The 15,621-nt window shown below is 72.2% G+C and carries 11 protein-coding genes; 3 read left to right on the plus strand and 8 right to left on the minus strand.

Annotated elements, in window-relative coordinates:
- Positions 1–12: 12 nt before the first annotated feature.
- From BH708_RS04485 to BH708_RS04500, 4 genes are all read right to left on the minus strand, one after another.
- On the minus strand, positions 13–1,149 hold the full coding sequence (locus BH708_RS04485) for an FAD-dependent oxidoreductase (RefSeq protein ID WP_076806954.1): 1,137 nt from the start codon (positions 1,147–1,149) through the stop codon (positions 13–15).
- Between the two features lie 50 nt (positions 1,150–1,199).
- Positions 1,200–2,537, minus strand: coding sequence for an O-acetylhomoserine aminocarboxypropyltransferase/cysteine synthase family protein (locus BH708_RS04490; protein WP_157235742.1), 1,338 nt, complete (start codon positions 2,535–2,537; stop codon positions 1,200–1,202).
- Positions 2,538–2,629: 92 nt separating this feature from the next.
- Positions 2,630–3,295 carry a DNA-3-methyladenine glycosylase I gene (locus BH708_RS04495; RefSeq protein ID WP_076806958.1) on the minus strand — a complete coding sequence of 222 codons (666 nt, stop codon included), beginning with the start codon at positions 3,293–3,295 and terminating at the stop codon, positions 2,630–2,632.
- Positions 3,288–4,148, minus strand: a complete 861-nt coding sequence (locus tag BH708_RS04500) for a siderophore-interacting protein (protein ID WP_076806960.1) — start codon at positions 4,146–4,148, stop codon at positions 3,288–3,290. Before BH708_RS04500 ends, BH708_RS04495 begins: the two co-directional genes overlap by 8 nt.
- An 81-nt stretch (positions 4,149–4,229) precedes the next feature.
- Here BH708_RS04500 and BH708_RS04505 point away from each other — a divergent pair, with 81 nt between their 5' ends.
- From BH708_RS04505 to BH708_RS04515, 3 genes are all read left to right on the plus strand, one after another.
- The gene (locus BH708_RS04505; RefSeq protein WP_076806962.1) at positions 4,230–5,726 is read left to right on the plus strand and encodes an NAD(P)/FAD-dependent oxidoreductase; all 1,497 of its coding nucleotides are present in this window, start codon (positions 4,230–4,232) and stop codon (positions 5,724–5,726) included.
- A gap of 158 nt (positions 5,727–5,884) precedes the next feature.
- Positions 5,885–6,367, plus strand: a complete 483-nt coding sequence (locus BH708_RS04510; protein ID WP_076806963.1) for a DoxX family protein — start codon at positions 5,885–5,887, stop codon at positions 6,365–6,367.
- Positions 6,368–6,551: 184 nt separating this feature from the next.
- A complete protein-coding gene (locus BH708_RS04515; protein ID WP_083713862.1) occupies positions 6,552–7,979 on the plus strand; it encodes a peptide MFS transporter in 1,428 nt (475 codons plus the stop codon).
- A gap of 8 nt (positions 7,980–7,987) precedes the next feature.
- On the opposite strand, the gene BH708_RS04520 is transcribed toward BH708_RS04515, so the two are convergent.
- From BH708_RS04520 to BH708_RS04535, 4 genes are all read right to left on the minus strand, one after another.
- Entirely contained in the window at positions 7,988–9,781 is a 1,794-nt protein-coding gene (locus BH708_RS04520) for a glycoside hydrolase family 2 protein (RefSeq protein ID WP_083713274.1), read from the minus strand.
- 107 nt (positions 9,782–9,888) lie between these two features.
- Positions 9,889–12,069, minus strand: a complete 2,181-nt coding sequence (gene helR / locus BH708_RS04525) for an RNA polymerase recycling motor ATPase HelR (protein WP_076806967.1) — start codon at positions 12,067–12,069, stop codon at positions 9,889–9,891.
- A 164-nt stretch (positions 12,070–12,233) separates the two neighbouring features.
- Positions 12,234–13,640 carry a hypothetical protein gene (locus BH708_RS04530; protein ID WP_083713275.1) on the minus strand — a complete coding sequence of 469 codons (1,407 nt, stop codon included), beginning with the start codon at positions 13,638–13,640 and terminating at the stop codon, positions 12,234–12,236.
- A gap of 97 nt (positions 13,641–13,737) precedes the next feature.
- Complete coding sequence (locus BH708_RS04535; protein WP_083713276.1) at positions 13,738–15,372, minus strand: HNH endonuclease signature motif containing protein; 1,635 nt, start codon at positions 15,370–15,372, stop codon at positions 13,738–13,740.
- Positions 15,373–15,621: the final 249 nt, after the last annotated feature.

Consider the following 15,621-nt stretch of genomic DNA (forward strand, 5'->3'; position numbering starts at 1 on the left):
CTGGGCTCCAGCCTAGACGGGCACGTCTTCTCTCTCGAAGGTCCTCAGCAGGGCGGTCACGGCGGCGCGCCCCGCACGGTTGGCGCCGATGGTCGAGGCGCTGGGGCCGTAACCGAGCAGATGGATGCGCGGGTCCGCCGCCGCCGCGGTGCCGTCCAGGGCGATGCCGCCGAGCGGGCTCCGCAGCCCCAGCCGGCGCAGGTGGCGCAGCTCGTGGCGGAAGCCGGTGGCCCACAGGATCGCATCCAGCTCGGTGGTGGTGCCGTCGGCCTCCACCAACCCGGTCTCGGTGATGCGCTCGAACATGGGTCGTCGCCGGAGGACCCCGCGGCGCGCGGCCTCCCGCAGCTCCGGGGTCCAGCGCAGGCCGGTGTTCGAGACGACGGAGCCGGCGGGCCGGCCCTGGCGGACCCGGTCGATCACGCCGGCGATGACCTGACGGCCGGCCTCGTGGGTGAAGGGCCCGTCCCCGAACACCGGCTCGCGTCGGGTGTACCAGAGGGTCTCGCCGACCTCGGCGATCTCCTGGAGGAAGCCCAGGGCGCTGATGCCGCCGCCGACGACGGCGACCCGCTGCCCGGCGAAGTCCTCGGCGCGGACGTAGTCGACGGTGTGCAGCCGGCGGCCTCGGAACGAGTCGGCTCCCGGGATGGCGGGGACGAAGGGGCGGGTCCAGGTGCCGGTCGCGCTGAACACCGCGCGGGCACGGATCGGCGCGCGACGAGTGCCGTCCGGGCCGACGGAGTGGACCAGCAGCGGGGTCCGTGCGGGATCCGGTGCGTCGTCCCCGGAAGCGGCCGCGGCGGGGTCGTCCTCGACCAGCGTCACCCGCACCGGGCGCTCGACGGGAACCTCGAAGCGCTCCTCGAAGTCGGCGAAGTAGGCGGGCACGGCCCGGTTCGACGGAGCAGCGGCCTCGGCGGCCACCTCGGGCATGCCGGGCAGCTCCCGGATTCCGTTGACGGTCGCCATGGTGAGGCTGTCCCAGCGGTGGCGCCAGGCTCCGCCGGGCCCGTCCTCGGCGTCCAGGATCACGAACTCCAGGCCGCGCCGACGCAGGTGGTAGGCGGCGGACAGTCCCGCCTGGCCGGCACCGATCACCACCACGTCGGTGGTGCGCACGTCAGGGTTGCGCGCAGAGGACTCCATGTCCGCTCGAACCGCACCGGGAGCGGGGATGTTCCCGTCCGGGACCGGGATCACCCTCGACTGGTGGCCACGGGGTCGACGACAGCCGGTGAGCCGGCGCCGGGCGACGCCGCCACGGCTCGCGCGGCGGCGAGGCCCCGCTCGAGGTCGGCGGTGAGGTCCTCGACGTCCTCCAGCCCGATGCTCAGCCGGACCGTGCCGGGGCCGACGCCGCACGCGCGGCGCTGCCTCTCGTCGAGGTGGCAGTGCGTGGTGGTGGCGGGATGGCAGATCAGCGAGCGGGCATCGCCGATGTTGACCGCGAGGGTGAACAGCTCCAGGGCGTCGCAGAAGGCCGCGGCGGCGTCCTCTCCCCCGGCGAGGTCGATCGAGAAGACCCCACCGGTGCCGCGGGGGAAGTCGCGGTCGGCCAGAGGGGCGTCGACCCGACCCGGGATCGTGGGGTGCTCGACGCGGACCACGCCCTGCGCGCCGTGCAGACGGCGGGCGAGGGCGGCGGCGTCGGCGCTGATCTTGCGCATCCGCAGGTCGAGGGTCTCGATGCCCACGAGGATCTGCTGGGCGCTGGCGGCGGGCAGGGCGGCTCCGAAATCGGTGACGTACTTGGAGCGGGCGTAGGCCAGGAGGCCGGAGCCGCCGCCGTCGTACTCCGTCGCGAAGGTGACGCCGAACCGGGCGTTGGGGGTGGTCAGGCGGGGCCAGCGTTCCGGACATCGCCGGGGGTCGAAGGAGCCGGTGTCGACGATGAGCCCGCCCAAGGTCGTGCCGTGGCCGCACAGGTGCTTGGTGGCGGAATGGACGACCACGTCGGCCCCGTGCTCGCTGGGCCGGTGCAAGGCGGGACTGGCGAGCGTGGCGTCGACGACGACAGGGACGTCGCGGGCATGGGCGATCGCGCTGATCGCCTCGAGGTCCACCAGCTGTGCACCGGGGTTCGCGATCGACTCCACGAGCACGGCGCGGGTGGCGGGTGTGATCGCGCGCTCCCAGGCACCGAGGTCCCAGGGATCGACGACCGTGCAGGTCACGCCGAGGTCGGCGAGCGTATCGCCGAGGAACTCGGTGGTGCCGCCGTACAGCAGCTGCGAGGCGACGACGTGGCTCCCCGGGGCGAGCAGGGCGCACAGGGCGATGGTGGTGGCGGCCTGGCCGCTGGCCACGGCGATCGCGCCGGTCCCGCCCTCGAGCGCTGCCATCCGCTGCTCGAGCACGGCGGTGGTGGGATTGCCGGAGCGCGAGTAGGCGAAGCCGGCGCTGCGGCGGGCGAAGAGGTCCTTGAGCGAGGCGTGGTCCTCGTGGGCGTAGGCGCTGGAGGCGTAGACGGGCGGCGTCAGGGCGCCGTGCATGTCGTCCGCTCTCCAGCCGGCGTGGATCGCTGCAGTGCTCACGTGGCCTCCCGGGACAGGTCTCGACGATGCGGTCAGCGGGCCCAGCATGGGTCGCTCCCCGGGGAGGTGGCGAGGTCTGTGACGAACTGTGGCTAGCTCACGGACGTCCCGTCGGCCGCCCAGACGCCGGAGGTCCCGCGGCGGTGGGAGCCGACGAGGTGGGTGTCGACCAGGCCGATCGCCTCCATCAGCGCGAACATCGTCGTCGGCCCGACGAAGCGGAACCCGTGGCTCTTCAGCTCTTTCGCCAGGGCGCGGGAGCCGGGGCTCGTGGTGGGCACCTCAGCGGACACGGCGGGGGCCGGGGTGCGCGCGGGGCGGTAGGACCAGACCAGTCGCCCCAGGTCGCTGCCGGGGCCGAGGTCGCCGCGGGCGCCGAGACCCTCGGCGGTGCGCAGGGCCACGGTGGCACGGGCGTTGGAGACGGTGGCCTCGATCTTCCCGCGGTGGCGGATGATCCCCGTGTCGGCCAGCAGAGCCTCGACCTCGGCCGGGCCGTAGGCGGCCACGGCGTCCACGTCGAAGTCGGCGAAGGCGCGCCGGAACCCCTCCCGGCGCCGCAGGATCGTCGCCCAGGACAGCCCGGACTGGAAGCCCTCGAGAGCGAGGCGCTCGAACACCCCGCGCTCGTCGCGCACGGGCAGGCCCCATTCGGTGTCGTAGTAGGCGCGCAGGTCCTCGTGGACGGCGGCCCACCGCGGGCGGGCCAGGCCGTCCTCCCCGACGACGAGGTCGGGGGTGTGCGTCGGCTCACTCATCGATCTTGCCGATGGCCTCGCGCTTCTCCGCCTGGAACTGGTCCTCGATGCGACCCAGCGCCCAGTAGGCGGAGATCGAGATCTGGTCCCGCGGGATGCCGGCGTCCGCGACCAGGACGCGGCGCAGCTGCTTGGTCAGCGCCCGCTCGGCGTGGCAGAACACCTGCAGGCCTGTGCCGGCCGAGAGGTCCAGCGCGGTCACGGCTTCCAGCAGCCGCTCGCGCGGGCCGATCACCCAGCGCAGCTCGACACCGGCGGGGCGGGTGAGCTCGAGCAGGTCCTCCTCCTCGTCGAGGTGGAGGAGCACGAGGCCGGTGGCCTCCGGATCCATCGACTCCAGCGAGGCCGCGATGGCCGGCAGGGCGGCGTGGTCACCGATCAGCAGGTGCGAGGAGGCGGACCCTTCGGGCGTGTAACCGCCTCCGGCGCCCATCAGCGCGATTCGGTCCCCCGGTTGCGCCTCGTCGGCCCAGCGGGCGGCCGTGCCGCTGTCGTCTCCGTGGCCGTGGAGCACGACGTCCAGATCCAGGCTCTGGGCCTCGTCGTCCCAGTGGCGCACGGTGTAGGTGCGTCGCGCCGGCAGCAGCTCGGGGGTGTCCTCGCGCAGGGCGTCGAGGTCGTACGGGGGCTGCAGGCCCGAGGCCGGGTCGGCGATGAGGAGCTTGACGTAGGCGTCGGCCTGCGTGCTGCGGCGCAGATGGGAGTACTGCTCACCGCCGATCCTCACGCGCAGCAGGCGCGGGGAGAGCCGGGTCTTGCCGAGGACCTCGAGCACCGCCTGCTTCCGGGGCTTCTTCGGGCCGCGCGGGCTCGGAGGGACGGGAGGCGTGGACTGGGCAGTGGTGGTCTCCATTCCCCCAGATTACGCGACACCCGCGTTTCGTAAATGGTTCGGCCGACTGCCGGACAGAGGCCGCCCGTCTAGGCTGGGCAGATGAGTGCGCATCCGTCCCCCGCCCTCGACGCCGTCGTCGTCGGTTCCGGACCCAATGGTCTCACCGCAGCGGTGACCCTGGCCCGGGCGGGGCTGCGGGTCCAGGTGCTCGAGGACCAGGACACGATCGGCGGGGGCTCCCGGACGCTGGACCTCGGCCTGGCCGACGGGATCGTCCACGACCTGTGCTCGGCGGTGCATCCGCTGGCGCTGGCCAGCCCCTTCTTCGAGACCTTCGACCTGGGTGCGCGCGGGGTGGATCTGGTGGCCCCCGAGGCCTCCTACGCTCAACCGCTGGACGACGAGCCCGCCGCGATCGCCTGGCACGACGCGGACCGCACCGCCGAAGGGCTCGGTGCCGACGGCGCGGCCTGGCGCGCGACGCTCGGCGCCCTGTCGCGCCATCAGGACCTGGTGGCCGAGCTCGCCCTCGGTGACAAGCGGTCGATCCCGCGGGCACTGTTGACCACGCCCCGCACCCTCGAGATCGCGCCGCTCTTCGGCGCACTGGTCGGCCTGCAGGGCACCCCGGCCTGGGGCCTGCCGCTGCGGACCGAACGGGCCCGCGCCCTGCTCGCCGGGGTCGCGGCCCATGCGATCGGCCGGATCCCCTCGCTGGGACTGGCCGCCACCTCCGCTCTGCTGGGCACGATCGCCCACGGAGCCGGCTGGCCGATCCCCGTCGGCGGGTCCCGGTCGATCATCGACGCGCTGGCCGCGGACCTCCGGGCGCACGGCGGCGAGATCGTCACCGGTCACCGGGTGCGCACCTGGCGGGACGTGCCGCCCGCCCGGACCGTGCTGCTGGACACGACGGCCGGGGCCGCCGCGGACATCCTCGCGAACCGTCTCCCCCGCTCCCTCGAATCCGCGCTGCGCGGATTCGGGCGCGGCGACGCCGCCGCGAAGGTCGATTTCGTCCTCTCCGGCCCGGTGCCCTGGCGCGACGCCGAGGTGGGGCGGGCCGGGACCCAGCACCTGGGCGGCACCCGCGCCCAGATGGCGGCGGCCGAGGCCGAGGTCGCCGCGGGTCGCGTGCCCGATCATCCGGTGACGCTGGTCAGCGACCCCTCCATCGCCGATCCCTCCCGACGCAGCGGGGAGCTGCGCCCGCTGTGGAGCTACGCCCATGTGCCCGCCGGCGACCCGGGCGATCCCACGGAGCTGGTCACGCGGCAGATCGAGCGGTTCGCCCCGGGCTTCCGGGACGTGATCGTGAGCTCGCGCGGGATCAGCGCCGCCGACATGGCCCACCACAATCCCGCCCTCGTGGGCGGTGACATCACCATGGGCGGCGTGACGATGGCGTCCATGATCGCCCGGCCCACCCCCCGCTGGGATCCGTACCAGCTCGGCACCACCGGCTGGTACCTGTGCTCCGCGGCGACCCCGCCGGGACCAGGGGTGCACGGGATGAACGGTTGGCACGCCGCGACCCGGGCGCTGCGCCATGAGTTCGGGCTGCGGGAGATGCCGAGCCTGGCCCCGGACTCCTGAGCGTCCTGATTCCTGAACGGCCCGGTTCCTGAACGACCCGGCTCCTGAGCGACGAGGGAAGGATCACTCCTCCCGGACCCCAGGAATAGTTGAGTTTTCCATTAGCGTGGCGGTCCCCGGACAGCCGGGGGCACCGATCCGTCTCGAGAGGACCTTCCATGATCTCTGCGACCACCGCCCTGCCCGCGGCCGTGCGGGACCCCGCCCTGCTGCTCGCCCGTCTCGTCCTCGGCGGGATCTTCATCGCCCATGGCTGGCAGAAGGCCGGCCAGAACGGGATCGCCGCCACCACCGAGGGCTTCGCCGGCATGGGCGTCCCGCTGGCGGGGATCGCCGCCCCGCTCGTCGCCTGCGTCGAGCTGATCGGCGGGGCGCTGCTGATCCTGGGGGTGCTGACCTCCATCGCAGGTCTCGCGCTCGCGATCACCATGGCGGTCGCCGCCTTCCTGGTGCACCTCGGCAGCGGCGTCTTCGTCACCGAGGGCGGCTGGGAGCTCGTCGGCGCGCTCGGCGCCGGGGCGCTCCTGCTCGCGGCCGTCGGCCCGGGAAGGATCGCCCTCGCCGGCCGCGCCGCCTCCCGGAGCGGTTCCCGCGCCCGCAGCGCCTCCACCTCCGCGGGCTCCGGCGCCTCCGTCGCCTGACCCACCTCACGACTTCTCCGACGCCTGCACGGGGCGACTGACCGGTCACATCCCCTCCCGGGGGATTGCCGAGCGCCGGGCAGGTGGCGCAGGATCGGTCACCGTGAATTCTTCAGACCCCTCAGATCCGGCGGCCACCGACGTGGTCGGCCAGGACGAGCACAATCCCTCGGGCCGGACCTTCATGGGCCAGCCCGGCCCGCTGGCGAACCTGTTCAGCGTCGAGCTGTGGGAGCGCTTCAGCTTCTACGGGATGCAGGGCATCCTCGCCATCTACATGTACTTCGAGACCACCCAGGGTGGTCTGGGGATCGATCCGACGGTCGCCGCGAGCATCGTCGGCGCCTACGGCGGCTCGGTCTACGTCTTCTGCATCCTGGGCGCACTGGTCTCCGACCGGCTGCTGGGCCCCGAGCGGACCCTGTTCGGCAGCGCCGTGATGATCATGCTGGGCCACATCTCGCTGGCCCTGCTGCCGGGCGTGCCCGGCCTGGTCACCGGTCTGCTGCTGGTGGGCATCGGCTCCGGTGGGCTCAAGGCCACCGCCGCCACGCTGGTCGGCTCGCTCTACGACGTCCACGACACACGGCGCGACGCCGGATTCTCCATCTACTACATGGGCGTGAACATCGGCGGTCTGCTGGGCCCGCTGATCACCGGCTTCGCGCAGAAGGAGTGGGGCTTCCACCTCGGCTTCGGCCTCGCCGCGATCGGCATGGCCATCGGCCTGACCCAGTACCTGCTCACCCGGCGCAATCTGCCGACGACCGTGCACGCCGTGCCGGATCCGCTGCCGCGCGCCCGGCGCCCGCTGTGGGCGGGCATCGCCGTGGTGGTCGTGCTGCTGGTGATCATCCTCGTCCTCAGCGGCGTGGTCACGCCGGACAACCTGGCGAACATCATGGTGGGCCTGTCCGTGGTCGGGGCCGTCGCCCTGTTCACCTTCCTGCTGACCTCACGCAAGGTCTCCGCCGACGAGCGCTCCCGCGTGGTCGCCTTCATCCCGCTGTTCATCGGCACCACGGCGTTCTTCGCCCTGTTCCAGCAGCAGTTCACCGTGATCACCCTGTACTCGGACAATCGCCTGGACCGGGCGCTGCAGCTGCCCTTCCTCGGCTCCTGGGAGATGCCGATCCCGTGGGTGCAGTCGTTCAACCCGTTCTTCATCATCGTGCTGGCTCCGCTGTTCGCGGCGCTGTGGACGAAGCTCGGCACCCGCCAGCCCGGCACCCCGGTGAAGTTCGCGATCGGCATCATGCTGATGGGCTCGGCGTTCCTGCTGTTCCTGCCGATGGTGCCGGTGGCCTCGGTGCCGGTGCTCTGGGTCGCGATGATCATGCTCGTCGCCACCCTCGGCGAGCTCTCGCTGTCGCCGGTGGGGCTGTCGCTGGCGACCAAGCTGGCCCCGGCCGCGTTCCCCGTGATGATGATGGCGCTGTACAACCTGTCGGTGGCGCTGGGCACCTCGCTGTCCGGGTCCCTGGCGCAGTTCTACACCGCCGAGACCGAGGGCACCTACTTCGGCGTGCTCGGTGCGGTGACCATCGTGATCGGGCTGATCATGCTGGCGGTCGCCAAGCCCGTCGGGAAGGGCATGCGCGGCATCCGCTGAGCCGGGCCCTACCCCTGCGCGCGCCCGGTGACGAACGCCCGGATCACGGCGGGGTCGAGCTTCGGCCGACGGTCCGCATCGGCCAGCCCGTTGGCCTCCTGGAGCGTGTCGGTCAGCTGCGTGTAGCAGTGCCCGGCCAGCGCGGAGGTCCCGTTCAGCGCCGCGAACAGCCCGGAGACCTTCGCCTCGAACTCCTCGGGGGTGGTCACGGTCGCATACCCCCAGGTGCCCTCGGAGGCGTAGGCGATCCCGCCGAACTCGGTGACCATCACCGGGGCGCCGTCGGTGACGTGCTGTGCGGCATCGTCGATCGGGCGCCGTCCCAGCGGCCCGCGGCTCGCGAGCACCTCCGCGACCGCGTCCTCGTCCTCGTAGCGGCGGGCGAGGACCGCGGCGTCGGTGGTGTAGTCGTGCAGGGCGAGGATGTCCCCGCCGGTGATCTCGTAGCCGTCGTTGGCGACCACCGGCCGGGACGGGTCCAGCGCCCGGGTCAGCGCGGTCAGGGCGATGGTGAGGTCCTTCTGGGGGGCGTGGTCGGCCAGGTCGCGCACGCCCCAGGACTCGTTCATCGGCACCCAGGTGACCACCGACGGATGGGCGCGCACCTGCTCGACGATCTCGGTCCACTCCGCGGTGACCGCCGAGACGGCGCGCGGGGAGTAGGAGTAGGCGTTGGCGGTCTCGCCCCAGATCAGCAGGCCGAGCTTGTCGGCCCAGAACAGGAAGCGGGGGTCTTCGACCTTCTGGTGGATGCGGGCGGCGGTGAAGCCGAGCTCCTTGATCAGCTCGACCTCTTCCCGGTACGCCGCGATCGTCGGGGCGGTCAGCTGGGAGGTGGGCCAGTAACCCTGCTCGAGCACGGAGCGGACGAAGTACGGCTCGCCGCTCAGGAGGAACCGTCCACGGTCGATACCGGTCGTGCGCAGGCCGAGGTAGCTGGCCACCGTGTCGACGACCTCCCCGTCGACGAGCACCTGGAGGGACACGTCGACCAGACGCGGGTGCTCGGGCCGCCACAGCAGCCGGTCGCGGTCCTGGGTGTTGCGGACGGCGGGGACGTCCACGCTGGTCTCGATCCGCGGGTCGTGCGCGGCGACCTCGACGGTGCCGAGCGCCTCCTCCCCCGCGCTCAGCGCGATCCGCACCGTGGTGCCCGGTTGCGGCCGACGTTCCAGGCGCAGGCTCACGTCGACCCGGGCGCGCGGCATGTCGAAGTCCCACTGGAAGCTCGTCAGATGCTGCTCGGGGACGGTCTCCAGCCACACGCTGCGCCAGATGCCGGTGGAGCGGTGGTACCAGATGCCGTGGGGCTCCTCGCGCCAGTCCTGCTTGCCCCGGGGCAGCTCGACGTCGTGCGGGTCGTCGAACGCGCGCACCACCACCACGTGCTCCTCCCCCGCATCCAGCAGATCCGTCAGATCGCAGGTGAAGGAGGTCTGGCCGCCGACGTGGTGACCGGCCAGGCGCCCGTCGACCCACACGTGGGCCTCGTGGTCGACGGCACCGAGGTGCAGCAGGATCCGCTGCCCCGGCGTCGGGACCGCCGTGATCGTGCGGCGGTACCAGACGACGGGATGGAAGCCGGTGTCATGGATCCCGGAGGCCTCGGACTCCGGCACGAACGGCACCGTGATGGTGCGGTCGAACCGCTCGGAGCGGGCGGGGTCGTACCAGCGCTCGGTCGTCCCCACGTCGGCGTCGTCATGGGCGAAGCCCCAGCTGCCGTCGAGCGAGGTCCAGTCCTCGCGCATCATCGTGGGACGGGGGTGGGTGCCGTCGTGGGTGCTGGCGCGCAGCGTCATCGGGGGCTCCTGGCGGGTCGGTGGAGAGGCGGAGAAGCGGAGAAGCGGGGAGTAGGTCCCGCCGTCCGAGCCCAGCCTGCCACGTTGCGGTGCCCACGTGGGAATCGTCATCGACCGGTGAGCACCACCAGCTCCGAGGTCGCCCGGGTCATCGCCACGTAGCGCGCGGCCGCTCCCGGCAGGCCCTCGCCGAAGTCCGCGGGGTCCACCAGCACGACGAGATCGAACTCGAGCCCCTTGGCCAGGCGCGGGGTGAGCGCCCGGATCCGGGGGGTCGAGGCGAAGGTCGGGTGCCCGATCACGCAGGCCGTGCCCTTTTCGTGCTCGGCCTGCCAGGTTGCGAGGACTTGTTCGAGCTGCTCCGTGCGCCCGTGGCGGACGGGCACGCCGGACTCCCGGACGGAGGTGGGCACGTTCGCATCCGGCAGCTCGGCGCGGATCACCGGCGCGGCCTGCTCCATGATCTCCTGCGGAGTGCGGTAGTTGATCGACAGCTCCGTGAGCTCCAGCCGGTCCAGGCCGATCCGATGGAGGTGCTCGCGCCAGGTGTCGCGGAATCCGTGCGCCGCCTGAGCACGGTCGCCGACGAGGGTGAGACTGCGCGAGGGGCAGCGACGCAGGATCATCGCCCACTGGGCGTCGGTGAGCTCCTGCGCCTCGTCGACCACGACGTGGGCGAAGGGCCCGGCCAGCTCGTCGGGCGGGGCGATCTCCACCGCGGTCGCGTCCTCGAGGGCGTTGCGGAGATCCTCGCCGCGCAGCATGGACATCTCCTGCAGGTCCGAGCTGTCGGAGTCGATGAGGTAGTCGACCATCAGATCCACCTCGTCGACCGTCTCCCGGCGGGCGGTCTGCTGGCGGCGCCGGCGAGCGTCGGCCCCGGGGTCCCCGAGACGGTGGCGGGCGGCGTCCAGCAGCGGGAGGTCCGCCTCGGTCCACGAACGGGCGTCGGTCCGCTGCAGCAGCTCAACCTGCTGCGCGGTCAGGCCCGGAGCGCAGCGCCGCAGGTAGGCGGGGACCTCGAAGAGGTCGCCGACGAGGTCGGTGGCCCGCAGGATCGGCCACGCCCGGTGCACGAGGGTCACCAGCTCCTCGTCGTAGGCCAGCGCCGCGCGCACCTGGCGCAGATCGGGGTGCTCGTCGTAGGTGTCGGCGAGCTGGGCGGCGACGATCTCGGCGAGCTCCTCCCAGATCTCCTCGCGGGCGAGGTTGTGCGCCGTGGCGGGGTCGACGGCCTCGAAGGCCTCGGCGAAATCCTCCTCGCCCAGGAGCACCGCGCCCCAGTCCGTCTCCAGCTGATGGTCACGACGCGGCGGTTCCTCGTACAGGCCGACGGCGGGCTCGATCGCCTCCACCAGCATCGAGGTCGCCTTCAGCGCGGCGACCTGCGGGTCATCCTCGAGCCGAGCGCCGGCCCCCTCCGGCACCAGGTCCGCGAGGGTGCAGGTGCGCACGTCGTCCTCGCCGAGGCTGGGCAGCACGTCGGCGACATACTGGAGGTAGGGATGGTGGGGGCCGATGAACAGCACGCCTTCCCGACGGTCGCGCAGGCGCGGGTCGCTGTACAGCAGATAGGCGGCGCGGTGCAGGGCGACGACGGTCTTGCCGGTGCCGGGGCCGCCGTCGACCACCAGAGGGCGGCGGGCGCTCGCGCGGATGATCGCGTCCTGGTCCGCGGCCAGGGTGGTCAGCACGGATTCCATCCGAGGGCTGCGCGCCCGGTTCAGGGTGGCCAGCAGCGCGGACTCGGTGTCGAGGGCCGTGTCCGACTCCGCCGCGTCCGACCCGTCCGGGTCCTCGACCTCGTTCGGGGTCAGGATCTCGTCCCAGTAGTCCCGGACCCGTCCGCCCGCCCATCGATAGCGGCGTCGGGAGGCCAGGCCCAGCGGGTCGGCGCGGGTGGCGGCGAAGAAGGGCTCAGCGGCCGGGGAGCGCCAGTCCACAAGCAGCGGTTTCCCGTCGGCTCCGTGCACGGCGAGCCGTCCGATGTAGATCGGCCCGGACCCGTCGGTCGGGCTCATCCGGCCCAGGACCGCGTCGAGCCGGAAGCTCTCCAGCCCCCGCAGGCGGGTGCGGAAGTGGGCGACCTTCGCGTCACGCTCGACCCGTCCCTGGGCGTCCCCGGTCTGGTGCGCGAGGGCGGCGTCGAGAGCTCGGCGGACGTCGTCGATGTCGTCGGCCAGTGCTGTGGCGATCGACCGGAACTGCTCCTCGTCGCGGCCGATGCGTTCGGCAGCGGCTTTGTGCTGCGGGCGTGCGGCCAGGTCGAAGGTGCTGGTCTGCGTCATGTCTCCCCCGGTGGTGGTGCGTCCTCGTGGGCCGTCGGGCCGCACGAGCGAGTGATTCTTGCGCACCGAGGGGGCCTTGCCGCAAGCCCCGTACCAGGGCATAGACTGGCCATACGCCAGGGGGGACGGCGGTCCCGGGCCTCCCGCCCCCCCCCGCGGCCGGCTCAGGCGTCGCCGGGCCCGCGCGTCTCCTGATCCTTGATCAGCGCCACCAGGGCGGCCATCACGGCCGCGGAGCCGCGGTATCGCGCGCCGTCGCGGGTGAGGACGCCCGACTCGGTGAGCGCATCCAGGTCCACCTGCACGTTCGACCACCGCTGCCATTCCTCGACGCTGCGCTGTGCTGCGGTGCGTTCGACGGACGCCTGGGCGCGACCTTCCTGCGCGGCGCGCTCGAGGTTCTCGTGGAGGTCCAGTCCCTGCTCGCTGCAGGCGACCAGCAGCGCGGCGAGGGTGTCGGGCATGCCGCGGAACCCGCCGTCGTCCGGGTCCCGGGCATCCCGGCCGAACATCGTCGCGGTGAGCACGGCATGGCCGAACTCGACGAACTTCTCCGGGTCGTCGCTGCGCGTCACGTACGGGACGGGGCCCGGCTCGCGGTGCACGCGGGTGCCGGTCAGGCTGAGCCAGCCACCGTCGAGCAGCGTGATCCAGGGGCCCGCGATCTCGGGGTGCTGCCACATGCTGCGCACCGTCCGGGGTGTCCCGATGGTCTCGAGCAGGGCGGAGCAGTCCGTCCGCGACAGCGCCTGGGTCCCGGTGATCCTGCGGGTTCCGTCACCGACCAGATCCAGGATGCCGGCGGCCACGGCGACGAACGAGGTGTCGGCATAGACCTGCGACTCCTGATCGGTGCCGAGTTCCGTGACCGTGATGCCGTCGCCGTCCTTGAGCTCGGGCAGGAACCACGGCCAGGACCTGCTGCGGACGTTCTCCTCCCGCGCGGCACGCAGCGATTCCTCCCGGTCGAAGGGCACGGTCGGGTCGCTCAGGCGTCCGGTGTCGCTGAGCTCGACCCGTTCGTCGTCGGGCAATGAGTTGTACCAGTGCATGTAGCCGGCCAGCTCGTCGTCGTCCTCGAGGTCCACGCCGAGCGCGAGACCATGGCCGAGGATGTTGGTGGAGAAGGAGCGGCGGGAGGGGTCGTCGGCCGCCTCGAGAGTCGCGAACTCCAAGGAGGAGAGCATCATGGGGGCGGCCTGCGGCGGCATCGAGTCCGCGGCCCAGCGGCCCGTCTGCCCCAGATAGGTGAAGAACCGGCCGAGGGTCGGGACCATGTCCATCGCGTGCTCGCGGGGCTGGATGACCGTGCGCGGGACGACCTCGGTGAGCAGCGCGGTCGCCAGCTCCTCGGTCCACAGGCCGATCTCGGGACTGCCCTGCTGCTCCGCTTTCAGCCGCAGCAACGTCTCGAGCGTGCGCACCTCATCGGCGGCGGGGGCGTCCTCGTCGTCGGTCAGTCGCCAGGTGCCGTACTCGGACAGCACCTCCTCCCGTTCCCGCTGCCACTGCTCCTGCGTGGCCGGGTCCGGTTCGTGGGAGGAACGCTCCCGGGGCGAGTTCTCCGACATCCCTCCAGCATGACGGTGCAGGACGGATCCGGCCACCTACCGAGGCGAAGTTTCCCTGGTGGCGTACACACCGGGGACACCATGGGACGCAGATCGCTCAGAAGGGCGGGGCAGGGAACCGTGCCGTCCCGACGAGCGCGCCACGGTCCGCGCCGTCGGCGGACGCTCCCGGCTCGGGCGGATCCGAGACATCGGGCGCATCCCGGACGTCGGCCGGGTCCGGGTCCCCGAGCAGTCGGAGACCCCGGAGGCGGAGGTCGTCCCCCATGCGCATGTCCTCGTAGAACTCCCAGGAGCTCTGGAGGGCCGCGGCGAGTTCCGGGGTCAGCAGATCCCGGTTCTGGTCGGAGGTGATGATGGCGCGACCGCCGATGTGCCACGTGGTGGTGCCGTCCGGCCCTCGGACCGGATCGAGAAGTCCTCGGGTCTTCATGTCGTGGTGCGTCCAGCACAATCGGTGAAGATTCTCGAGGGCGGTCTGTCCACCCCTCTCGGGGTTTCGGTGATCGTATTCCTCGATATGATCCGCTTCGCCGACCGTGCACACATTGTTGGTGCATCCGGGAAAGGCGCAGACCGGATCGAGCAGACGGAGGTGCTCGGCCATCGCGGTGGTGGGCGAGTACGTCGCCGGCGGCAGCGGGAGGTAGGCGCCGTCGGAGGGGTCGGTGAGGATCCGATACCAGGTGGGTTCATCGGCTGCGAGATGGCGAGCCATCCGGGCGGGCAGCGGGATGGTGCCGTCGATGGTGCCGGGGGCGTCGGACTCCCCCAGCAGTGTCATGGCCGGGACGATCACCTGCAGGCGGAAGCGGCTCCGGGGCACCTGAACACCCGGGGTCTCGAGCACGGTGCGCGTGAGGATCGCGTAGCGCAGGGCGGCCAGCGGCATACGGCACTCCGTACGGCCGACGTCGCCGTCGATGTCGAACGGTGCCGGGCGCCCTTCCGTCACGGCGCGACGCTGCTCGCCCTGGACGGCACGCGCCGCGAGGTCGAGACGGCGCGAGAGGTCGAGGATCTCAGGGATCGGTCCGGTCACGTGCAGGCAGGCGGTACCGTCGTGATCAGGGTTGATCTCGAGGGAGACGTCCCGCTGCTCGGTCGGGGTCTCACGGACCGCCGCCATCCCGAACCAGGCGATGAGCGTGCCCAACTCCCGCGAGAACCGGTCCGCAGCGATGTTCTCGAGGTCCCACTCGGCGACCCGGACGTCGACCTGCCGGCACTGGTCGGAGGTGAGTCGACGAGTCCGGCGCAGCAGCTGCTCGAACCACGTGACCGGAAGGTGTCCGGCTTCGAGACGGGCGAGCGTACGCGGCAGGCCGACGACGGCGGTGGCGGCATCGCTCAGCTGCGTGCGGGCCTGATCCAGCGTGACCCGGCGTGCGTCGGCGACGAGGATCGCGTTCATGTCGCCCTCTTCGCTGGTGTCGTCCCAGAGCATCGCGAGCTTCCGCAGGCGCCCGGCATAGGCGAGGGCTTCCTCGTGGTGCGTGGCGAACAGCGCCCGGGCGAGCTGCTCCTCGACGCACCCTGGCTCGACGTGCGAGCGGGCGGCGAAGGAGTCCGGACCCAGCGGGGTGCGGGCGCGGACCGGCGTCCGCGGGGGCTCGGCCGCGCTGATCGACGGCGACTCGGCGGAGGAGTGCGAGGCGTCGGTCGCAGGTGACCCGGCGGGGTGCGTCGAGTCGACAGAGGCGGCTGCAGATGATGACCTGTTCACCGTCATCACACCGTCCTCTCTCGCCCGATTCCCTCCCCCTAGTTTAGAACTTTCGTTCGAGGCGTGCCAGCCTTTTCGCAGACCCGTCCTAAATTGTGGATGAACACCCCTTGTGGAGGAAGATTCGCGCTGGCGTGGCACATGTTGGCCCCGCCCCGCAGCACCGCCCTCGTCCCCGCAGCACCGCCCGGCCCCGCCCCCGCTCCTCGGCCCCGACGCACGACGGCGGCCCGGAGCCGAGGTCTCCCCCGCCGC

The sequence above is a fragment of the Brachybacterium sp. P6-10-X1 genome (assembly GCF_001969445.1).
In the GTDB taxonomy this organism is placed as follows: domain Bacteria; phylum Actinomycetota; class Actinomycetes; order Actinomycetales; family Dermabacteraceae; genus Brachybacterium.